This window comes from Paenibacillus jiangxiensis (assembly GCF_046098255.1).
In the GTDB taxonomy this organism is placed as follows: Bacteria; Bacillota; Bacilli; order Paenibacillales; family Paenibacillaceae; genus Paenibacillus; species Paenibacillus jiagnxiensis.
Genome location: NZ_JBJURI010000004.1, coordinates 138,644 through 159,815 on the forward strand (window position 1 = coordinate 138,644; position 21,172 = coordinate 159,815).

Genomic DNA, 21,172 nt, shown 5'->3' on the forward strand with positions numbered 1-21,172 from the left:
GTCGTAACAGAAAGGTAAAGCACAATAGGAATAACAAAGTACAAAATAATAAAAGCAGAAACAACACCTAATATAATCCATAGTAATTTGTTTTTTTTCATGAAAGTACCACCTTTGACGATTACTCGAATCATTGCGGGAAATTCTTTTAAGAACATCCTATATACATAATAATGTGAAATCGTTAGGAAAATCTAGTATATTAGCCGTTCATAATTTCAAAAATGTAAACTTTTCTCAACAGCAGAGCTCCTTACAAAACGTTGACAGAAGTCAGAAAAGTATTTAGAATAAAAATTGATTGATCGTCCAAAATAAAAAACGAACAATCAATAACATAAAGGTGGATGAATAAATGGAAAACAAACAATATTTGATAGCTGATGCACGGAGAGAACAAATCATTAAAGCTGCTATAGTAGTCTTGGCGGAAATTGGATATCACAGCACAAGCCTTTCTAAAATAGCGAATAAAGCAAACATAAGTACAGGACTCATTTCTTATCATTTCTCTGGTAAGGAAGATTTGATGAGAAATACTTTGATGTATTTGGTTGAACAAGAGCGAGCCTTTATTAAGGGAAAAGTAGAACAGAAACAAACGTATATGGAGAAATTAATGACTTTTATAGAAGCAAGCTTGGCATATCAGGGTACAAACCGTGGAAATAACAACGCTTTGCTTGAAATTATTTTTAATGGTCGCACACCAGACAATGTTCCTTATTATCTGGCAGAAGTTAATGATGAAGATGAATTAAATGTTTTGTTGAAAGAGATTCTTCACAAAGGACAAGAAGCTAAAGAATTTGGTGATTTTGATCCTCAAGTGATTGCAATTATCATTCGGGGCGCTACAGCAGGGTCGATGTCATTACCTCAAAATGAATTAAGCCTTGAAGATTACAGTGAAGAGTTAATAAAGAGTGTTTTAAAAATGATCAAATAATCAACCGAGAGCAAGATATAAAACGACGTTGTGAGCCCAATGTCGGGCGTGAGTCGAAACGTCGCCATCTGGTTATTCCTACTCCATTATTTGCGGACACTAGTGAATTTAAACAATATAAAATGAGAAGGCTATTAGTCCACGGGCGGTCCTCGGTGCAAATACTACAAGCTAACTCCTGAGCGCGAAATTTATAGCAAAAAGCTAGTGATCGAATGGAATGGAACATCCGAATCTTGGAAGGGGAGAACTAATCGTGAACAATAAAAAGTGGTATTTCCTAGGAATCGCGCTGATCGTCTTGAGCTTCGCCGGCACGGCTTGTCAACCGCTCGATTTTGTCGACAAGTTACCCGCGTATGAGCAGAAATGGACGTTTGCACAGGACGAGCTGAGTGCGCTCGTCATCGATAGCGAATATGACGTGAACATGGAGTTCATCGCCAGCCCCGACGGCACCAACTATGTGGAAATCAGCGGCAATATGCAGCAAAACACGATCGATCAGTTGAAAGCGACAGAGATCACAGGAAATGCGCTGGATCTCCAGCTGCAGAAGGATGTGAAATTAGCCGCCCCCAACTACAAGTCCATCAAGGCGCAGATTATTGTAGCGCTGGCGGATGACGCCCGACTGCAGCAGATCAGCTATAAATCGGGCTCCGGCAACACCAGCTTTACCGGCTTGAAGGCGGAAAATATCGACTTGTCTGTTTCTTCCGGCAAGCTGCACGCGGAAGCTATCACCGCCGGGCGGTTGAGCTTAACTTCAAAATCCGGGGATATTACGGCGGAGCGGATCCAGGGGGATGCGGAAATCCAGCTGCACTCCGGCGATATCAAGGTGAATGGGCTGAAGGGCGCCCTGACGGTGCAGTCGACTTCCGGCAGCATTACCGCCGTGGACGTCGACGGCTCGGCCGATACCTCGCTGCATTCGGGCAATATCAAGTTTGACCGGTTCACCGGAAAAGGCGTGTTTAAATCGACCTCCGGCAACATTACTCTGACGGGGCAGCGTTCGGACAGCCTGGATATCTCCGTCCGTACCGGTGACGTGACTTTGTCGCCCGATCCGGAGTTCAAAGGGTTCTTCGACCTGAAGACCACTTCAGGACACATCAAGGCACCCGAATCCCCGCAAGAGACGACGGACGTTATCAAAGTACGGGCAACTTCGGGCGATATTCGGATCCAGTGATGAAGTCCGTCAGTGAAAGCTCGGAGCGAAAGAGTTGAGGCGGGCTTCCGCCTCTGTTGAAAAATAGCAATAATTTGTTAATTCAATAAACAAAAGGGAGATGAAGAAGTGTTCACAGAGAGGAGTCGACGTAAAGCCGCGCGACGGTTCAAGGCCGGGAACGGGCGCCCACTAAAGGGCTTCCGCTGGTGGCAGCCGCTCTCCCGTGCCCTGTTCTATCTCCCGTTGACAAACGATGATGGCCGTCAAGTAGTCTTCGCCGTTGACGTCTCGTATTGGCAACAGTTTCTGGCGGATGACGGTAAGGGCAAGGCCCATCTATACCTCGATGGCAAACATCACGCCGAGTCCAAACTCCCTGCGGCCTTCCCCGTGCCTGGAGGAACGATCGAAGTAGCGTCCACGGTTTTCGGCCTCAAACGATGCCACTACGTCACCGACGAAGGAGCCGTGCACCAGCTCATCCCGGACGAGAGTTCCGCCGAAGGACGGCGCGCTCGTCTTGATCGCGAGCACCCGGCGTTGAGCCGCTGGATCGGTTTCATTTCGCTGATCATGCTCATCGTTCCTATGGTTCTCGCCATCCCTCAGATCATCGATGCGGTCACTCAGGTGCCTATGATCGCTCAGCGCTTCGGAACCTTCAACTCGCCCATTGCTCTGCCGATGTGGCTCAACATCGCGCTCGGTCTCTGTGCCGCAGCGGGTAGTGTGGAGCGCGCAACGCGACTGCAATGGAACGCGTTGCTAGACGGTAGCTTTTAGTAGATAGCTGCCCATGCGATGAGACAGTACTGTTAGGGTTAAGTCGATCAAATTTAACCAAACAAAAATTGTATTTCAAGGAAGGAATAATTGGTTGTGTTGAAATTTACTTCTCTGGTTTATTCTCTATTGATTATGATGGAGATGGAGGGTACTTATGGAAGGTTGTTAACGGAGAGACAACCATGTATTTGCTGGGAAGCATACATTTAGGTCATAAAGATTTTTTTCCGCTTGCAACTGAAATTGAAGAAGCGTTTGAGAGTTCTGATGTCATACTTCCAGAAATAAATTTGTTTGAAGCTAAAGTTGATGAAGAGAAAATTAATGAAATGGCTTTATTTGATGATAATACGACGCTTGATGACGTTTTATCAAAAGAGTCTTATGCAAAGCTTTCAGACATATTTGAAGCACACGGAATGCCTATGGAGACTTTTAATCACTATCAGCCATGGTTTGTAGAGGGTTTATTGGCAGATCTTGTTACGAAGCAAAGTGTTTTAACACCAGAGTATGGAGTTGATTTATATTTCCTTAAACGTGCCCAAGAAGACGATAAAGAAATTGTTGATCTAGAAACGATCGAAACGCAATATGAAGTTCTAAGCGGCTTTAGTATGGATACACAAGTACAAGTTTTAGAAAGTTATATAGAGACATATGAGGAGCAAGCTGATTGGTTAAACCAATTAGGATATAACTGGGTGCACGGCAATAACAATAGCAATAGAGATGCATTTGTTAATCAGCTGTCGGATAGGTTGGAGAGTGTTGATCAAGAGTACAAACAAGAGTTTAATGACACTCGTAATATTAATATGGCAAACAAACTTGATGAAATTCTACAGAATGACAGTGGACAGACTTATTTTGTTATGGTCGGTTCTGCACATGTTGTGATTGATCCGAGTGTCCCAAGTGAACTCAAGAAAAAAGGATACAAAATCGAACGCATCTATTAAAACAAAAATAAGGCTTAATGTACGAATGCGGGGGTTTCCTTAATTTTAAGGAAACCCCAGTTGTGTCACTAACAAGAGCTAAGCTTAACAAGCCAGATTTTTTAAAAAAGTCGGTTCCTTAGCGTAGAGGAAATCTAGTATATTATCCATTTATACTTTCAAACTAAACTGATAACAGGTTCAACCACCGTAATGGAATTATTGACCGAGTTGAGATTCACCATGGCGCCGATCGGCAAAGCCGCTTTGTACTGTCCATGTCCTGTTGCCAGGTTCGTGATCAGCGGTTTGCCGAGAGGCACGATGAATTGGTTGATTAAATCCTCATAGGATGTGCCATATGCCACCTGGCACCCCGTGCATTCCCCTATAAGAATGCCGATACAATCACGAAACTTTCCAGCCAGCTTCAAATCATTCAAGTATCTGTAAACCGTATTGGTCGGTTCATGGGTTTCTTCAAGCACAAGAATTTTGCCCCGAGTATCGATCTCCAAAGGTGTACCCAAGGTATCAACAAAGGATGTCAGATTGCCGCCCACAAGCGGACCCGTGACGTTGCCCGGAACTCTGCTCACCAGCGGAATTCCGGGCGGATTCAGTATTGGGCGGGTCAATGAAAATAAGGAGGTCGCGGCAAAAAACTGGTCAAAATTATAAGCGGGCGTTTCGTTTTTGAAGTCTATAAGCAGCAGACTATGAAATGTGATTAAATCCGCAAATTGATACAGCACGTTTAACAGAACAGTGATGTCGCTGTAGCCTGTAACGATTTTGGGATTATTCCGGATCACGTTATAATCAAGGTAGGGAAGAATGCCGGCCACTCCAGTGCCGCCTCTTGTGGGCAGGATCATTTTCACCTGCGGGTTTTGAAACATCATCATTAAATCGGATGCCCGCTGCTGGTCTGTACCGGCCAGAAAGCCGTTTTGTGCAAATACATATTGTCCTAAAACGACGTTGAACTCCATCGATCTCAAAGTTTCAATCCGTGCATTAATGACACTTGCATCCAATGGGCTGCCCAAGGTCACAATGCCAATGGTGTCGCCTCTTTGCAATATTGGCGGACGTATCGCCATCGCTTGAATCTCCCTCCCCTGCAATTAGAAGAAGTTATCGTGTATTAGATTATATTTGGAAAGTTGGCTTTACAGTACAGAAACGGAGCTGGCGGAAGCGAGAAAGAGAAGAGGGGCCGCCCGAAGCCAGCAATGATGACTTTGGGACAACCCCTCGTTTTTATGGACGATCCTTCGCCGTTAGTGTGCTTGATACGTCCCCCTGGCCCGTTTTGTCCGCTAGCCCGTTAGGGGATGATACCGGCATTCCATCATGGATTGACGTCCTGCTGTCAGCTTGCTTTATAGACGCGCACGTAGTCGACTAGCATTTGCGACGGGAACGGCGTTGAGTTATTAGGAGAACCAGGCCAGTTTCCGCCAACTGCCATATTCAGGAGAATAAAGAACGGACGCTGAAATTCTTCCGTGTTCCCGGTTGCGTTCTCAATATAAAATTCATTGAACTGCTGTCCATCAACAAACCAGCGGATATACTTGGAGTCCCACTCGATGCTGTACACATGGTATTGGGAAAAATCCAGATTGCCCGACTCCCGCCCGTATTGAGCGTAACCTCCTGCATCCCAATGCACAGTGCCGTTTACATAAGGATTATTATTTACCCGTTCCATAATGTCGATTTCCCCGCAATACGGCCAACCGACCGAGCTGATGTTGCTGCCCAGCATCCAGAAAGCCGGCCATAACCCTTGGCCTGACGGCAGCTTGATCCGTGCTTCCACTTTTCCGTAAGTAAAGGTTTGCAGGTTTTGCGTCTTGATCCGGGCCGAGGTGTAATTCATTCCGCCGTAGGCTTCTTTTTGGGCCGTAATGACCAGGTTGCCGTTGGCAACCTTCAAATTCTGCTGACGGTCGGTATAATACTGCAGCTCATTATTTCCCCAGCCGCCGCTTCCGGTACCGATTTCAGGGGTCCAATAGGAACGGTTTAACGAGTTCCCATTAAAATCGTCGCCCCAAATGAGAGTCCAGTTCGCTGCGCTTGCTTGTTTTGCGGGAAACAGAGTGATCAGGAGACTGAGCAGCACAACCGCACATATTCCTTTTCTTAACATTTTGTTCCCTCCTCAAAAAATATGAAAGCCTGGATCTTGGACACTTCCGGAACATCAGCCGACATCAAGCGGTTTAGACTATCTGGCAGGGGATCACCTCGCTTTGTGGATTCTCTTTATTGACAGCGCATGAAGTAGGAGAGCTGATAGTTTTAAATAATGAAGCGCTTACAACCCAAGTATAGTGGAAATATAATCCATGTACAACCAGTTTTTTGTAAATGATAGATTTTCCGAATTTTTGAAAATGAAAGAAATCAGAAGGGAATTACTGAGAGGATGTCTTTGAGACACCCCCGTGCATTATCCTAAAGAATTTCTTTATAGAAAGCACCTAATTTTTCAAAGGCTTTACGAACTGGCTCCGGCTTGTCGTACAGGTCATAGTGACTTGCCCCTTCAATAACAAACAAATCTTTTTTCTGAGACGCTGCCCGGTTATAAAGCTTATGGCCATCCTTATAGGAACCAAACGCTCCTTGTACGCCGCCGACAATAATTTGCAAAGGCTGAGTCAGCAGACTGTCTGCTAAATGGAAAGCATCAAAGCCGATGATCGAGCCTATGCTGGTGAATTTCAGTTTGTTTGGGGAGTTGGGACTCTGACCTCTTGGCGTCCGGTAATAATCAACCGCTTCTACCATATCTATATCCGTCATATCAGCTTCTTCTCTTTCTGCATGACTATTCGGAATCCATTGTCTAACCATAGGTTCGGCTCCACGCGCTTCATCATGTCGCGAGAAGCTGTTGTCTTTTACCATGGGAGAAATCAATAAAAAGATTAATGAGGATTCGTATCCGATTAACGATAAGCATATTTTTTTGAAGTTTTTAGGAACGGCAACCATGGGAGTATTGGAATCTTACGTACTAGGGGAAATAGATAGTGATATTGAAGCTGTAGCAACGCAAGTTGTGCAGTTATATAAAAGAACATATTTAGAGCGCCTTTGAAGGCCTGTTCCCGCAAAAGTTTTACGCCAAACAGGCTTCGGTCGGCTTTCGCGCAATCCGCCCTTCGTTGATATTTACGGATTCAACTTAACCTCCGCTGCAGCCTGCATATAATCGATAAACATTTTAGTATGCTGTGAATAAATGGGCTCGTCCCGGTACACCAGACAGATATACCTGCGGTTGGTATACCCGTTACCCGGGAGGGGGCGTTTCACGAGCTCCCCGGCCGCTGTCTCCCTAAGCACGCTGCGCAGTGGCAGCACACCTATCCCCATACTGTATTTCAAAGACTCTTTTATCGTCTCAATAGCCCCCAGTTCCATAGTGGATCTGAACTCCAGTCCAATAACGGACGCCCATTCTTCCGCTAGCCGTCTCGAGGTTGTGCCGCCTTCGTGCAGCAAAAAGGTTTCCTCCTGCAGGTGATCTGCGGTCAGATGCTCTATATTGGCCAGAGGGTGCTGAGGGCTCAGGACCAGCTGCAGTTCATCTTCGAGCAGTGGTACCACACAGAGCCCTTTTTCTTCTTCTTGGGGCAGAGACACGATCCCCACGTCGATTTCATAATTTCGCAGCATGTGCAGTGTGCTCTCTGCCTTCTTAACATTCAGCAGCAGATGAACAGATGGATATCTGTGCCGGAATTCGGCCAGATAAGGCGGCAAATAGTAGGTGGCTGGCGTATAGCTCGCTCCAAGCTTCAGCTTGATGCCCGTTTTGGCTGCATGCATGCTCATCCGCTCGGCAGCTTCATCCATCAGGGACAGAATATGACGTGAATAGGGAAGCAGTTCTTCAGCCGCCTTGGTTGGCCGCAGATTCCTGGAATGCTTGCGGAAAAGCTCCACCCCCAGCTCTTCCTCCAATTTTCGCAGATGAAAACTGACCGTAGGCTGCTTCAGCCCCAAATGCTCCGCCCCGCCCTGCAGCGTTCCTCTTTTCATCACTTCCACAAAGACTTTCAGTTGCTGTACATTCATGCGCAACCCTCGCTTTCTGTTTAAAATATAGATGATTTCTTCGTTACTAACAATATATATAGATAAATTTAATAAAAACGGTTATTTGCTTTAACTTCGTTATGACATTGCTTGGTTAAAGTTTAAGATAACGCACGAGCGTCTTAGTGAAGTGCTAAGTTAATACTAGGGGGAAATATATCGTGGGAAAAAAGTGGATTAAAAAAGCAGGCATCGCCTTCAGTGCGCTGGCCTTAATGACGGTCACGGCATGCGGAGGACAATCACAGACTGCGGCAGGCGAGGAGCAGGGGAAAGGTAACACACCGCCTGCGCAAGCTCAAGAGCTTACCGTTTATCTGAATGATTTTGATGCCGTGATCGGCGACATGTTTGAGAAAAAAACAGGCATTAAACTCAATATCGTTTCCGGCAACGGAGCCGAAATCATGTCCAGGATTGAAGCGGAAAAATCCAATCCGCAATGGGATGTGGTCTGGATCGATGCGATGCCTTCGATTTATGGTCTTGACGCCAACGGACAGCTGCTGCAGGGCTGGACTCCCGATAATGCCGCAGACCTGAAGGAAGCGTACAAAGCCGTTATCCCGGAAGATGGGGCTTATTACCCGACAGGCGCACACGCTGCCGGAATTATTGTATATAACAAGGATAAAGTTTCTGAGGAGCAAGCTCCCAAGACATGGGATGATCTGAAAAAGGATGCAATCAAAGGGCGTGTCGGTATGGCCGACCCGGCTGTAGCAGCACCGGCTTACCCGTTCGTGTCCTGGTTTTTCAATCAACAGGGCATGGAAGGCGGACAAGCCTATTTCGACAGCCTCATGAAGCAAGGACTTCATGTATATCCTAAAAACCCGCAGGTGGTTCAAGCCATGACTTCAGGGGAGATTGACGTAGCTGCGCTGCAGGAATCGAATGCGTACGGCATGCTGGCGGATGGAGAGCCGGTGAAGTTGGTGTGGCCCGCGGAAGGGGCGCCTGCCTCGGTAAGGGTGGCTGCTATTCAGAAGGATTCCGATCAGATCGAAGCAGCCAAGGAATTCGTTAACTTCCTTCTTGATCCGCAAGTTCAGCAGCAGCTGGTGGATGAAGGAGACGAAAGCTTTTTCGAGCCTTCCGCAGAGGGCGCCAAACCAAAGCCTGAACGTGATCCGAATGCCAAGCTGAATATTGCCGATGCTGCCTGGGCAAGCGAACATGAAGCTGAAATCAAGCAATGGTTTGCCGACCAGTCTGTCCAGTAAGCGACTATGAAAGGTTTGAGTGTGAATCGGCTGGGCTGGGCAGTCAGCCTGTTATTAGCCATTTTGGTTCTGTTTCCCTTGGGAGCGGTCATCATCCAGGTGCTGCTCCCTGGTATCTTTTTTGGTGATCTGAATTTCGGAGATATCTCGCTGCTGGGGGATGTATTCACCCGGCCGCTGTGGCGAAAGTCGCTGGAGAATTCGCTTCTGCTCGGGATCGGGACTGCATGTTTCGGCACGCTGCTCGGTACCGTGCTGGCAATGGTGCGTACCCGCTGGCGGTTTCCCGGTGCGGGGCTGCTGGATGCCGCTGCCTGGATACTGCTCATCATGCCATCCTTTATTCTTGCCCAGGGCTGGATTATGTTCTCTGCAGGCAACGGACTGGCTGTTTCCGTGCTTGGCTGGGAGTGGGTGACGAGAGCTGTTTTTTCACCGGCCGGACTGATCGCCGTGATGACTTTAAGCAAATTCCCGCTCGCTTATCTCACGGTACGTGCGGCGATGGAATGGAAAATGGAGATGCTGTCTGATGCCGCGAGATTATGCGGGGCTTCTCCTTTCAGGGTATGGAGAACGATCCAGGCGCCGCTGCTGCTGCCATCCATTTGCTCGGGAGCTGCGCTTGTATTTATGGACACCATCGGTGATTTCGGTCTTCCATCGGCGATAGCTGTCGTCTATAAGTTTCCCACACTGCCTTATTCCATTTACTCCGCCATTTATACGTCACCAATCCGTTTTGATATGGCAGGTGTGCTTTCCCTGTATCTGGTTGTGATCATTGCGGCTGCGATGGCTCTGCAGTTTTATGTGCTGCGCAGGGCTCGATATGATATTTTATCCGGCCGTGCAGTGCCTTCCGTGCCGACAACGGCTGGCCAATACCGATGGCTGCTCGCGGGCGGGAATCTGCTCTTTGTTCTGATCGTGCTCGGAATTCCTATCGGATCAAGCTTTGTCATGTCACTTCTGCGTGTTCAGACCGACGGTTTGTCCAGCGGTAATCTTACGCTCGATAACTACCTGGAATTGTTCAAGCAAGGGGCAGCCTTGTTCCCCGGACTTGGCAGGTCGCTCTTGATTGCAGGAGCTGCAGCCCTATTCGGTCTTCTCATTGGACTTGCGGCAAGCTTTGTGCTCGCTTATTCCAGATTCAGGTTTAAGCGGCTTATTGAAACGGCGTCACTGGTTACCTTCGCCGTTCCGGGTGTTGTGCTCGGGATCGGTTACATATTCGTCTGGAACCAAAAGTGGCTGGAGCCGCTTGGACTCCGGTTATATGGCCAACCGGCGATTCTGGTGCTGGCAGCGATCGCGGGCGCGATTCCCATCATTACCAGGGTGATGAGCGGGGCTATGGCCAAAGTGCCGCAAAGCCTGCTTGATGCGGCCCAAATGCAGGGAGCCTCGCTGCTGAGCCGGGTGAGGATGATCTTGATTCCGCTCGTGCGCGGAGCGTTGGTATCCGCTGGCCTTGCTGCCTTTGGCTCAAGTGTGTTCGACCTGGCGGTGAACTCGATCTTGTTTCCGCCCAATTTTCAAACACTGCCTGTCGCCATTGATGATGCCTTTGAAGACATGCGCTTTGGCTACGCAGCCGCAGCTACGATCACAGGCGGGGGCATCATCGTATGTATCATGATTTTGGCCGAACGTATTTTTTATAGAAAAGGGGCGAAGAAATAAATATGAAAACATCAGCTGCCCAAACCACAAGCCCACTGCTTGAGATCAGCAATATTGTTAAACGATACGGGGAGGTCAAAGCATTAAACGGAGTCAGCCTTGATCTGAAGGAGGGAGAGATCATCAGTGTGCTGGGCCCCTCAGGCTGCGGCAAATCGACACTGCTGCAGCTGGTGGCAGGGCTTTCCCAGCCCGATGAAGGCGAGATTCGTCTGCTTGGGCAGAAGATTGCTTCTTCTACCAAAATGGTTCCGCCGGAGAAGCGCGGCGTGAATATGGTATTCCAGGATTATGCGCTGTGGCCGCATATGAATGTGTATGACAATGTCGCCTATGGATTGAAGCAAAAACGGCTTGGCACCGACGCCATCAGGAAAAAGGTACAGGAAGCGCTTGCGCTGCTTCATCTTGAAGGCTTTGAACACCGCTTGCCTCCCCAGCTGTCGGGTGGACAGCAGCAGCGTGTAGCCATCGCCCGCGCGCTGGTGACCGAACCGCGCTTGATGCTCCTGGATGAGCCGCTGTCCAATCTGGACATGAGGCTGCGTATTGAAATGCGCTCGGAAATGGCCGTTTTGTTCCGGCGGCTGAAAATGAGCGTATTTCATGTGACACATGATCCGGAGGAAGCGTTCGCCATGGCGGACCGTCTGCTCATTATGCGCAGCGGCGCAATCGATCAGTTCGCTTCACCAATCGAATGTTATAACCGGCCTGCCAGCAGGCAGGCCGCTTCGCTGCTGGGCGCAATCAATCATCTGTCCGGTGAATTCATAGCTGCTCCACAAGGCCTGGCGCTCAAGACGCCAGCCGGCATACTGCACGGAGTTCATTGTGAACCCGGAAATGCTCCCCGGGAAGGAATGGCAGGCGAGGTCCGCTTTCGTCCTGAAGCATTGACTGTACACACAGCTAATGAGCCCCCAATGGCAAATTCTCAGGACTTACACAACTCCAGTTTGCTTGAAGCACGGGTCATTCACTGTACGTTCGAAGGCAGCAATTGGCGATCTCTGCTGGAATGCGGGGAAGGCAGCAGGCTGTATATGCTGAGCGGAGAAGCGCTGCAGCCGGGAAATTTGATCAGCTTGAAATTGCCACGCGAAGCTGCGTTTCTATATTCAACCTGATCATAGATTAAAGCAGAAAGGCCGTAGATAATTTGTTGAACTCAACTGAAAACACGGGCCGCCTTTTGGTTATTTCAGATATCCACGGGCATAAGCACGGATTGTCTTTATTGCTGTCCGAAGCTGCATATAACCCCCGTGAAGACCGCCTTATTCTGGGCGGAGATTACATTAACGACACGCCTGACACCTGGGACACACTTGAGACCATACAAGCGCTGGTGCAGGGCGGCGCGCAGGCCATCCTTGGCAATAAGGAAACCAAGCTAATGAAGCAGCCCAAAGAGAAGACGAAAGCCGTTCGGGCTCTGATTGACTGGCTGTATACTCTTCCGGCTTACATAGAGGAGGATGGCTTTCTCTTTGTGCATGCAGGCTTCCGGCCAGGGGCGCCGCTTGAAGACCAGACGCTTAAAGATATGACCGAGATCCGTGAGGAGTTCTGGGGAGAGAGTGATTCAGTCGCTGACCAGTTGGGAACGGTCATCTTCGGTCACACGCCGACGTTCCGGATGGGGGCAAGTCCCGGGGAGCTATGGCGGGCAAACCGGAAAATCGGCATCGATACAGGCGCCAAGCATGGCTGCCGGCTGACCCTGCTGGATGTGCATGCCCAAATTACTTATTCCTGCTCAACTGCCGCGGATCGCATGTACGAGGATTTGCGCATACAAAATTTGAACATCCTGCTGTGAAATAAATTCTTTCTTAATAAAGCCAGCCTTATTTCAGTCGCGGAATGCAGACCGAAATGAGGCTGGCTTTCTCTCAATAAGGATGATTCAAGCGGTCCAGCAATGCCGTGACAACCAACTCTTCTTCGGCCTCAAGCTTCCCGGAATTCAGCCAGGTTTGAAGCGATCTCTTTTCCTGGTCAATGTCTTTGTATGTCAGATAATAAGCAATATGTCCTATGATCTGCTGCTGCTTGGACTGATCATTCATCACGGCAATCGTCCTCACGATTTCTTCTTTGTTTTTGTAGTACAGCTCGCCAACTAAAGCGGAGTACGATTCGGCTGAAGCTCCATCGAGGCCTTCGGTTGCCTGGAAGAGCAGCGGATATTGCTCCGGAGTGATATAATCCTGGTTTTTGCTCAAGTATTCTATAATTTCAAGAGACTTACCAGATCCGGAAGCTTCATTCAGCTTATGCCAGTCCAACCCGCCAAGCAGATCAGCAAGGGCCGGAACCTTCTCCTCGTCCTGAAGATTTCCATTGTAAATTTGCAGAAGCGTCTTTTCGGGTTCAGCGCTTGAATCAGCATCGGTGTCAGGCGCAGCAGCAGAGTCGGACTCCGGCATAGAAGCAGATGGATGAGCTGGATCTGCAGCAGAGGTGCTAACAGAAGTAGAGGGCTGCTGCGAAGCATCCTTGGATACAAAATTTTGGCTGCATCCCTGCAGAGGCAGACTGCAAAGAGTGATCAGCAAAACTGCAGTTGAAAAGTTGATTATTTTCATGTACGTCATCCTCGGGTTCATTGATTAGGGAAGAAAAGAAACTGCCCCGGTTCATCATAAACGAAATTGGCTGAGAAATTGTTACAAAAAGGAAAAAAGATGCGATCATTTGTTTAACATTGGATATACATATTCCCAGGGTTGAACGCCACCTAAAGCATGTGTTAAGATATTACCAACTTAAACGACAGGAGCTGAAACGGATGGATATTTCTTGCTAAGGATATAAAACAATAATGCGAACAGGTTCGCATGTTTTATTCTTTATGCAAGAAAGTTACTTCATCCTTTCATCTCTTCGGTGTATGCTTATCCGACACTATACGTGGGTCGGTAGGGCTTGCTGTATATTAGGGCTGCAGGAAAGTAGTAACTTTCTTGCAGCCCTTATTTTTTTGCAGGAGGTTACCACTCATGTCATTAATAAATGTAAGCAATCTGACGTTCGCCTATGACGGAAGCTATGACAATATTTTCGAGAACGTCAGCTTTCAAATCGATACCTCATGGAAGCTGGGCTTTACGGGCAGAAACGGACGGGGGAAAACGACCTTCCTAAACCTATTGCTTGGCAAATACGAATACAGCGGCCATATTTCCGCAGATGTCAGTTTTGAATATTTCCCTTTCCAGGTAGAGAACAAGGAAAGTCAGACCCTCGACGTCGTAGAGGAAATTTATCCGGACTACGTGCTTTGGGAGTTGATGCGCGAGCTTTCGCTGCTGAAGGTATCCGATGATGTATTATACCGGCCGTTCAATTCCTTATCGAACGGAGAGCAAACGAAGGTGATGCTGGCAGCTTTATTCCTCAAGGAAAACAGCTTTCTGTTAATCGACGAGCCGACCAACCATCTCGACATGGAGGCAAGAAGGCTCGTCAGCGACTATTTGAACGGCAAAAGCGGATTTATCCTGGTGTCCCATGACCGGGCTTTCCTGGATAACTGCGTGGATCATATTCTGTCCATTAACAGGACGAACATTGAAATCCAAAAAGGCAGCTTCTCCGACTGGTGGGAGAATAAACAGCGCCAGGACAACTTCGAGCTTGGGGAAAACGATAGGCTCCGCAAAGACATCAAGCGCTTGACGGAGGCGGCCAAACGGACGGAGGGCTGGTCTCATCAGGTAGAGAAAACCAAGAACGGGACAAGAAACTCCGGCTCCAAGGTGGATAAAGGCTATGTCGGTCATAAGGCCGCAAAAATGATGAAACGCTCCAAATCGATGGAACAAAGGCAGCAGTCCGCAATTGAGGATAAGTCCAAACTTTTGAAAAACATCGAGACCTCGGAAAGCTTGAAAATTTCGCAACTGAGCTTCCATAAACCGCAGCTCGCCGAGCTTGAGCAAGTCGCGATTTATTATGGGGAGAGAGAGGTCTGCCGGGATCTGAGCTTTACGATCGAGCGGGGGGACCGGATTGCATTATCCGGAAAAAATGGCTCAGGCAAATCCAGCATCATCAAACTGATATGCGGAGAGGATATCAGCTATACGGGCACGTTCCGCAGGGGAAGCCAGCTGCAAATTTCCTATGTGTCGCAGGATACCTCGCATTTGCAGGGCAATTTATCGGATTATGCCCGGGAACATGGCATTGATGAGAGCCTGTTTAAAGCGATTTTGCGAAAGCTGGATTTTTCACGGGTGCAATTCGAGAAGGATATGGCGGATTTCAGCGGTGGGCAAAAGAAAAAGGTGCTTATCGCCAAAAGTCTCTGCGAACAGGCGCATTTGCTCATATGGGACGAACCGCTGAATTTTATAGATGTCATTTCCCGTATGCAGATCGAGGAGTTATTGCTGGATTACGAGCCGACCATCTTGTTTGTGGAGCATGACCGGGAGTTCTGCGGCAATATTGCCACCAAGGTGGTGGAGCTGTAACGGAATCAAATACCGACGGAATTCATCAGACAGCCTTGGAGCGGTTTTCCGCGTCCAAGGCTGTCTTCGTTACCTGCAATGACAGCTGGCCCCGCCCGATAATGAACCGGGCGGGGCCTCGCTTGCGAAAAACAAAAATATTACAAGAAAATCACAATCCATTCCTCTGTTCAGCATTTTTGCAATCGCTTACAATTGGCGAAGACCTTAACCATGCAAAGGAGGGCAGGACATTGCACCAAATCCTACAAAGCTTGAAAACGGCCGCTTTAGGTATAGACCGGGCCATTGAGACGTTTGCGGTAAGCGCAGTCGCGCTCATGACGCTGATCGTAACCATGCAGGTCTTTACGCGCAAGCTGTTCGGATTTGTATTTTTCTGGTCCGAGGAGCTGACGCTGCTGCTGCTGATCTGGTTTTCGTTTCTCGGCATCGCGATCGGCTTCCGGGAGAAGCTTCATTTGGCGATGGATACGATCTCGAACAGATTATCCCGCAGCGCCAACCGATTGCTGGATATTGTGATTGGCCTCTCTACGTTTGCCTTCGGGCTGTATTTGATCAAGTACGGCTGGGATTTCACAAAATTAATGCATCCCAACCGCATGTCCGCGACGGAATGGCCCAGCAGCGTCATGTATGTCGTGATGCCGATAACGGGTGTACTCGTATGCATCTATGCATTGCTGCAGCTTCTGGGCATCAATACCGTTCGGCACAAGGAGCTTGACGAGGAGTTGATGGAATGATAACAACCGCCATTATTGTGCTGACGGTCAGTTTTGTCGTGCTGATTCTGTTCCGGTTTCCCATTGCTTTGGTGCTGGCTTTATCATCCCTGCTGACAGCCATAACGCTGAACATTCCGCTTGCGGTGATCGGCCAGCGCATGATTCAGGGCATGAATTCTTTTTCGCTGCTCGCGATTCCGTTCTTTATTCTGGCAGGTCAAATTATGAGTGAAGGCGGACTTGCGCTTCGCCTCATCAATCTTGCGCAGCTTACGGTAGGGGCAATTCGCGGGGGGCTAGCCATGGTGAATTGTGTCGCCTGCATGCTTTTCGGCAACATCAGCGGATCGGCCGCGGCGGACGTATCCTCGGTCGGGTCGGTCATGATCCCGATGATGAAGAAGAAAAATTACGATGCTGACTATTCGGTCGCCGTCACCTCGGCTGCGGCCATTCAAGGGGTCGTCATGCCGCCCAGCCATAACATGATTTTGTACGCGCTCGCGGCAGGCGGCGTCTCCATTTCCAGCCTTTTTATGGCCGGAATTGTGCCTTGCCTCGTGCTGCTTGCTGCACTGATGACGACATCCTACTTCATTGCACGCAAGAGAGGTTACGCCAAAGGAGAACCTGTGCAGCTGAAAGAGGTTCCGAAGATCCTCCGGGACGGTTTTCTGTCGATGATGACCGGGGTCATCATTCTGGGAGGCATCTTCACCGGCTGGTTCACCGCTACGGAAGCGGGAGCGATTGCCTGCGTGTATGCTTTTATATTGACCTTCTTTATATACCGTGATATTCCGCTCTCCCGGATCAAAATCATTTTCTTACGCACCTTCCGTACGGTAGCTATGGTGCTGTTTCTTATCTCAGCTTCCAATGCCTTTGCCTGGGTTCTGACCTATCTCAAAATTCCAACGATGCTGACCAATTTTCTGCTGGGCATTTCGGATGAACCGTTCATTATTTTGCTGATCATCAACATTCTGCTGCTTATTCTTGGCGCACCGCTGGATATGGCCCCGCTGATTTTGATTATGACACCCATTCTGTTCCCGGTCGTGACGGCGCTTGGCATGGATCCGGTCCATTTCGGGATCGTTCTGATCCTGAATTTGGGCATTGGATTGATTACCCCGCCTGTCGGTACGGTATTATTCGTAGGCTGTGCGATAGGCAAGGTTACGATTGAACAGGGTACAAAAGCACTGATTCCGTTTTTCTTCGTGATGGTGGCGGTTCTGATGCTCATTACGTATGTACCGTCCATCTCCATGTGGCTGCCGAATTTGGTTAACGGGTCTTAGCGCTGTAAGACAAAGTGTGTGCACGAAATATAATGAGAGGAAGGTCCTTATATAATGAAAAGACAAAAAAGAAAAGGGCTGCTGTTAGTCCTTCTTACTGCAGCTGTATCATTTGCCGGATGCTCTGCAGGGGGAACTGAGAACCAGAATGCGGGGACTGGAGAGCAGGGAGGCGGCCCGACATACAATTTCCGGCTGGCTGAGACTCATCCGGCCGATTATCCGACCACGAAAGGCGACATGAAATTCGCCGAGCTGGTGAAGGAAAAGTCAAGCGGACGCATCACGATTGATGTATTTCCGTCAGCTCAGCTGGGGGAAGAAAAATCGGCCATTGAACAGGTGCAGCTTGGCGCCATCGAGTTCACCAGGGTCAGCACGGGACCGATGGCTGAATTCAATAAGGATTACGGTGTATTCAGCCTGCCGTACATTTTCAACGACGACGATCATGTATGGAAATTCCTGCAGAGCGATGCGGGAACGAAGCTGCTGGACAGTCTTGAATCTTCAGGCTTAAAAGGTCTTACTTATTACAGCTCCGGTTCCCGAAGCTTTTACTCAACCGAGCCTGTGAAGAAGCTTGAAGATTTGCAAGGAATGAAAATCAGGGTGATCGAAAACAAGCTCAATATCGAAATCATGGAAGCGCTTGGAGCAAATGCGACACCGATGGCCTACGGGGAAGTATACAGCGCGCTGCAGACCGGCATCATTGATGCGGCAGAAAACAACTATCCGAGCTATTATTCAAGCAAGCATTTTGAGATCGCCAAAAACTATATTCTGGACGCCCACCAAAGAGTGCCGGAAGTGCTGCTCGTATCCAAGCAGGTGTGGGATACACTGTCCCCGGAGGACCAGGCTATTGTGAAGGAAGCGGCTGTCGAATCAACGGCTTTCCAAAGGGAAGAATGGGCCAAATATGAGAAAGAGTCGGAAGAGCAGGTGCGGGCGGGAGGGGCCGTCATTACGGAAATCAGTGATGCGGATGCCTGGAAAAATGCCGTGAAACCGGTCATCGAAAAATACCGCAGCGAGTATGGTGAAATACTGGATGCCATCGAACAGGCCAAAGCCGAATAAATAGAGGATATAACACACAGAATGCAGAATCGTTCTACAATCCGGAAGGAATGTAGGGGAGTGCTTGAACCAGATGCCATTCAAACGCCTTTTGCGAACCATCCTGCTCCGTGACCGGTCGCTGATGACCAAGCTGACCGTATATTCGGCCATCCTTGTGCTCGTGCCCATGCTGCTTGCCGGCTATATCTCCTTCAGGCAGTCATCGTTGACACTGGAAAGTGAAGCAAGACGCTACAGCTGGCAAATTATCGATCAGGTAAAGCATTATGTGGAGGATTATTTTCGCGACTTTGAGATCAGCACGCTGAAAATCATTAACCACCCCGACACGACGGCATTTCTGCGCGCTTATACGAGCGGCAAAGCGGCGGACGCTGAACATGAAAGCAGGGTGCGGAACGTGCTGCAAAATTCAGCTTTCTCCCGGTCGGATGTGGCGAACATCTCCCTGATCCTGGATCACGAACGGATCATTGATTCGAATGATCAGCCTGGTACAACATCTATACGGGATGCGGAGCGGGAGACATGGTTTGATACCGTGCCGGTCACGGGCAAGCCGAAGGTGCTGGCACGGGTTATTCATTGGAAAGGCGAGGCAGAACCTGTCGTGTCAGTCGCCAAGCGCATTGCCAGTCCGCAGGATCTCAAGCCGTTCGGCATGCTTGTCATTGATCTGAATTATAGGCGTCTGGAGGATACCGCCCGCAAGGTCCGGCTTGGTCAGTCCGGAAACGGCTACCTGATGATTCTGGATGAAGAGGGCAGATACGTATTTCATCCGAACCCGAAGCTCATCGGAACCCTTGCGGATTACAGGATCGTACAGCAGCTGCAATATCGCAGTAGCGGTTCATTTACTTTCGAGCAGAACGGAAAGCGCCTGCTCACATTCAGCCGCAGCGAGGGGTTAAACTGGCATCTTGTGACCTCAATTCCGTACCATGAGCTCATGGAGAGCAGAACGAGGATGGCGCATGCCATTTTCGCCACGACCGCCTGGTTTGTGCTGATCGCGTATGTGCTGAGTCTGGGGCTGGCCGCAAGCCTGATCAGGCCGATCAAGAGACTGCATCTGCATATGAAACGGGTGGAGATCGGCGATTTCAAAGGCCATATCAAAGTGGAAAACGCGGATGAAATAGGCATGCTGACGGCCGATTACAACCGGATGGTGAAGCGGCTGTCCGAGCTGCTTGAAGAAGTGTATGTCTCGAGGGTAAAAGAAGCGGAAAGCCATCTCAGGCATAAGGAAACGGAGCTGCGGATGCTGCAGGCGCAAATCAACCCTCATTTTCTCTATAATGCGCTGGAGACGATCCGCGGCATGGCACTCGCGGAGGAGCGGGAAGAGATTGCGGATATGTCCGCCGCCCTGTCGCGGCTTCTGCGCTACAACGTGAAAGAAGATCAGCCTGTCGTCACAGTCCGGCAGGAGCTGGCCGTTGTGGAAATGTACCTGCGTATTCAGAAGTACCGCTTTGATGAGAGACTGGAATACAGCTTTCATCTGCCCGATTGGGTGTTTAAGCAGCAGCTTCCCAAATTCACGCTGCAGCCCTTGGCGGAAAATTGCATCGTACACGGTCTGGAAGCAAGCACAAAAGGAATAAGCATTACCATATCCGCACACCGCATCGGCAATACCTTCGTGCTTGCCGTTGGCGATGACGGGCCGGGCATGTCTCTTGAGCGGCTGGAGAGCGTTCGCCAAAGTCTGGAGCATTCGAACGCCCGTTCTTCAGGTCATATTGGAATCGATAACGTGAACCGCCGTATCCGCTACTTATTTGGAGAACAGTTCGGATTGATGATCGAAAGCAGGCCATCAGAAGGGACCACCGTTCAAATGGTCCTGCCTTACGAGGAAACGAAACCGTTCCATGAAAAGAGATGGGGGGAGGTATGCAATGACCTATCGGATTCTGCTGGTTGAGGACGAGAAATGGGTCAGGACTGCGCTTCGCAAGGTGATCGAAAAAATCAGTCTGCCGTTCACTGTTATACATGAATCCCCCAACGGGATGGAAGCGTGGGAATGGCTGGAACACAGTCATGCGGATATTGTGCTGACAGATATCCGGATGCCGGTCATGGACGGTTTGACACTGCTTAAGCAAATCCGGAATGAAGGCAAACCGGCGGATATTATCATCGTCAGCGGTCACGATGAATTTGCTTACGCACAGCAGGCGGTCCGGCTTGGTGCATTTGACTATTTTCTCAAGCCTGTCGAAGCGGAGGAGATGACGGAATGCTTCCGGAGCTGGCTGCAGCGTCAGAAAACGGCCGCTTCTGTCTCCAAAGTTCAGCAGACTGGGAAGCAGCACCCCCGAACGCCGGTTGAGCAGGTCATTCACTATATCGAAAGCAATCAGCGCTTTGATCTGATGCTGGCTGAAGCCGCAGCACTCGCGCATCTGAATCCCAGTTATTTCTGCAAGCTGTTCAAGCAGCAAAAAGGTGTGACCTTTACCGACTACATGACATCGGTCCGCATGCGGGAAGCTGCCAGATTGCTTGAGCATACTGCACTTCGCATCACGGAAATTGCCGACAGGCTCGGATTTGCGGATGCGGCTTATTTCAGCAATACATTCAAAAAAGAGGCGGGGACATCTCCCAGCGAATACCGAAAGAGACTGCATCCTGCCTAAGA

Annotated in this window: 18 protein-coding genes and 2 pseudogenes; 15 read left to right on the forward strand and 5 right to left on the reverse strand. The window is 49.2% G+C overall.

Translation table 11 applies throughout. The annotated features are described in order from the left end of the window. Positions 1-355: 355 nt before the first annotated feature. From ACI1P2_RS05725 to ACI1P2_RS05740, 4 genes are all read left to right on the forward strand, one after another. Positions 356-949 carry a TetR/AcrR family transcriptional regulator gene (locus ACI1P2_RS05725; protein ID WP_355317699.1) on the forward strand — a complete coding sequence of 198 codons (594 nt, stop codon included), beginning with the start codon at positions 356-358 and terminating at the stop codon, positions 947-949. 256 nt (positions 950-1,205) lie between these two features. Continuing rightward, a complete protein-coding gene (locus ACI1P2_RS05730; RefSeq protein WP_355317701.1) occupies positions 1,206-2,150 on the forward strand; it encodes a DUF4097 family beta strand repeat-containing protein in 945 nt (314 codons plus the stop codon). A gap of 108 nt (positions 2,151-2,258) precedes the next feature. Continuing rightward, positions 2,259-2,915 carry a hypothetical protein gene (locus ACI1P2_RS05735; RefSeq protein WP_408976143.1) on the forward strand — a complete coding sequence of 219 codons (657 nt, stop codon included), beginning with the start codon at positions 2,259-2,261 and terminating at the stop codon, positions 2,913-2,915. A 185-nt stretch (positions 2,916-3,100) separates the two neighbouring features. Then, positions 3,101-3,880, forward strand: a complete 780-nt coding sequence (locus ACI1P2_RS05740; RefSeq protein ID WP_355317704.1) for a TraB/GumN family protein — start codon at positions 3,101-3,103, stop codon at positions 3,878-3,880. A 158-nt stretch (positions 3,881-4,038) separates the two neighbouring features. Here the strand turns inward: ACI1P2_RS05740 and ACI1P2_RS05745 are convergent, their stop codons facing one another. The 3 genes and pseudogenes from ACI1P2_RS05745 to ACI1P2_RS05755 all read right to left on the reverse strand — a co-directional run. Then, on the reverse strand, positions 4,039-4,965 hold the full coding sequence (locus ACI1P2_RS05745; RefSeq protein WP_355317706.1) for a S66 peptidase family protein: 927 nt from the start codon (positions 4,963-4,965) through the stop codon (positions 4,039-4,041). A 281-nt stretch (positions 4,966-5,246) separates the two neighbouring features. After that, positions 5,247-6,023: pseudogene (locus ACI1P2_RS05750) on the reverse strand (glycoside hydrolase family 16 protein); the annotation flags it as partial. A 308-nt stretch (positions 6,024-6,331) separates the two neighbouring features. Then, positions 6,332-6,763: pseudogene (locus ACI1P2_RS05755) on the reverse strand (alpha/beta hydrolase); the annotation flags it as partial. Positions 6,764-6,785: 22 nt separating this feature from the next. Between ACI1P2_RS05755 and ACI1P2_RS05760 the strand changes: the two are divergent. After that, on the forward strand, positions 6,786-6,980 hold the full coding sequence (locus tag ACI1P2_RS05760) for a TetR family transcriptional regulator (RefSeq protein ID WP_355317708.1): 195 nt from the start codon (positions 6,786-6,788) through the stop codon (positions 6,978-6,980). Between the two features lie 74 nt (positions 6,981-7,054). Here ACI1P2_RS05760 and ACI1P2_RS05765 read toward each other — a convergent pair whose 3' ends face one another. Next, positions 7,055-7,963 carry a LysR family transcriptional regulator gene (locus tag ACI1P2_RS05765; protein ID WP_355317709.1) on the reverse strand — a complete coding sequence of 303 codons (909 nt, stop codon included), beginning with the start codon at positions 7,961-7,963 and terminating at the stop codon, positions 7,055-7,057. Between the two features lie 182 nt (positions 7,964-8,145). On the opposite strand from ACI1P2_RS05765, the gene ACI1P2_RS05770 reads away from it, so the two are divergent. The 4 genes from ACI1P2_RS05770 to ACI1P2_RS05785 all read left to right on the forward strand — a co-directional run bounded on the left by ACI1P2_RS05770 (position 8,146) and on the right by ACI1P2_RS05785 (position 12,724). Continuing rightward, entirely contained in the window at positions 8,146-9,210 is a 1,065-nt protein-coding gene (locus ACI1P2_RS05770; RefSeq protein ID WP_355317711.1) for an extracellular solute-binding protein, read from the forward strand. Positions 9,211-9,216: 6 nt separating this feature from the next. Then, entirely contained in the window at positions 9,217-10,899 is a 1,683-nt protein-coding gene (locus tag ACI1P2_RS05775; RefSeq protein ID WP_355317713.1) for an ABC transporter permease, read from the forward strand. 2 nt (positions 10,900-10,901) lie between these two features. Beyond that, positions 10,902-12,029: an ABC transporter ATP-binding protein gene (locus ACI1P2_RS05780; protein ID WP_355317715.1), complete on the forward strand. Its 1,128-nt coding sequence runs from the start codon at positions 10,902-10,904 to the stop codon at positions 12,027-12,029. Positions 12,030-12,094: 65 nt separating this feature from the next. After that, on the forward strand, positions 12,095-12,724 hold the full coding sequence (locus tag ACI1P2_RS05785; RefSeq protein ID WP_355317956.1) for a metallophosphoesterase: 630 nt from the start codon (positions 12,095-12,097) through the stop codon (positions 12,722-12,724). Positions 12,725-12,797: 73 nt separating this feature from the next. Here the strand turns inward: ACI1P2_RS05785 and ACI1P2_RS05790 are convergent, their stop codons facing one another. Continuing rightward, positions 12,798-13,493, reverse strand: coding sequence for a hypothetical protein (locus ACI1P2_RS05790; protein WP_355317717.1), 696 nt, complete (start codon positions 13,491-13,493; stop codon positions 12,798-12,800). Between the two features lie 414 nt (positions 13,494-13,907). Here ACI1P2_RS05790 and ACI1P2_RS05795 point away from each other — a divergent pair, with 414 nt between their 5' ends. The 6 genes from ACI1P2_RS05795 (at position 13,908) to ACI1P2_RS05820 (ending at position 21,170) form a co-directional block, all read left to right on the forward strand. Next, the gene (locus ACI1P2_RS05795; RefSeq protein WP_355317719.1) at positions 13,908-15,386 is read left to right on the forward strand and encodes an Lsa family ABC-F type ribosomal protection protein; all 1,479 of its coding nucleotides are present in this window, start codon (positions 13,908-13,910) and stop codon (positions 15,384-15,386) included. A 233-nt stretch (positions 15,387-15,619) separates the two neighbouring features. Next, positions 15,620-16,135 (forward strand): TRAP transporter small permease, encoded by a 516-nt coding sequence (locus ACI1P2_RS05800; protein ID WP_355317721.1) that lies wholly within the window; start codon positions 15,620-15,622, stop codon positions 16,133-16,135. Further along, entirely contained in the window at positions 16,132-17,424 is a 1,293-nt protein-coding gene (locus ACI1P2_RS05805) for a TRAP transporter large permease (RefSeq protein WP_355317723.1), read from the forward strand. The genes ACI1P2_RS05800 and ACI1P2_RS05805 overlap by 4 nt, the downstream gene beginning before the upstream one ends. A gap of 54 nt (positions 17,425-17,478) precedes the next feature. Beyond that, positions 17,479-18,510 carry a TRAP transporter substrate-binding protein gene (locus ACI1P2_RS05810; RefSeq protein ID WP_355317725.1) on the forward strand — a complete coding sequence of 344 codons (1,032 nt, stop codon included), beginning with the start codon at positions 17,479-17,481 and terminating at the stop codon, positions 18,508-18,510. Between the two features lie 73 nt (positions 18,511-18,583). Further along, complete coding sequence (locus ACI1P2_RS05815) at positions 18,584-20,449, forward strand: cache domain-containing sensor histidine kinase (protein ID WP_355317727.1); 1,866 nt, start codon at positions 18,584-18,586, stop codon at positions 20,447-20,449. Beyond that, on the forward strand, positions 20,424-21,170 hold the full coding sequence (locus ACI1P2_RS05820) for a response regulator transcription factor (RefSeq protein ID WP_355317729.1): 747 nt from the start codon (positions 20,424-20,426) through the stop codon (positions 21,168-21,170). Before ACI1P2_RS05815 ends, ACI1P2_RS05820 begins: the two co-directional genes overlap by 26 nt. The last annotated feature ends 2 nt before the right edge of the window (positions 21,171-21,172 follow it).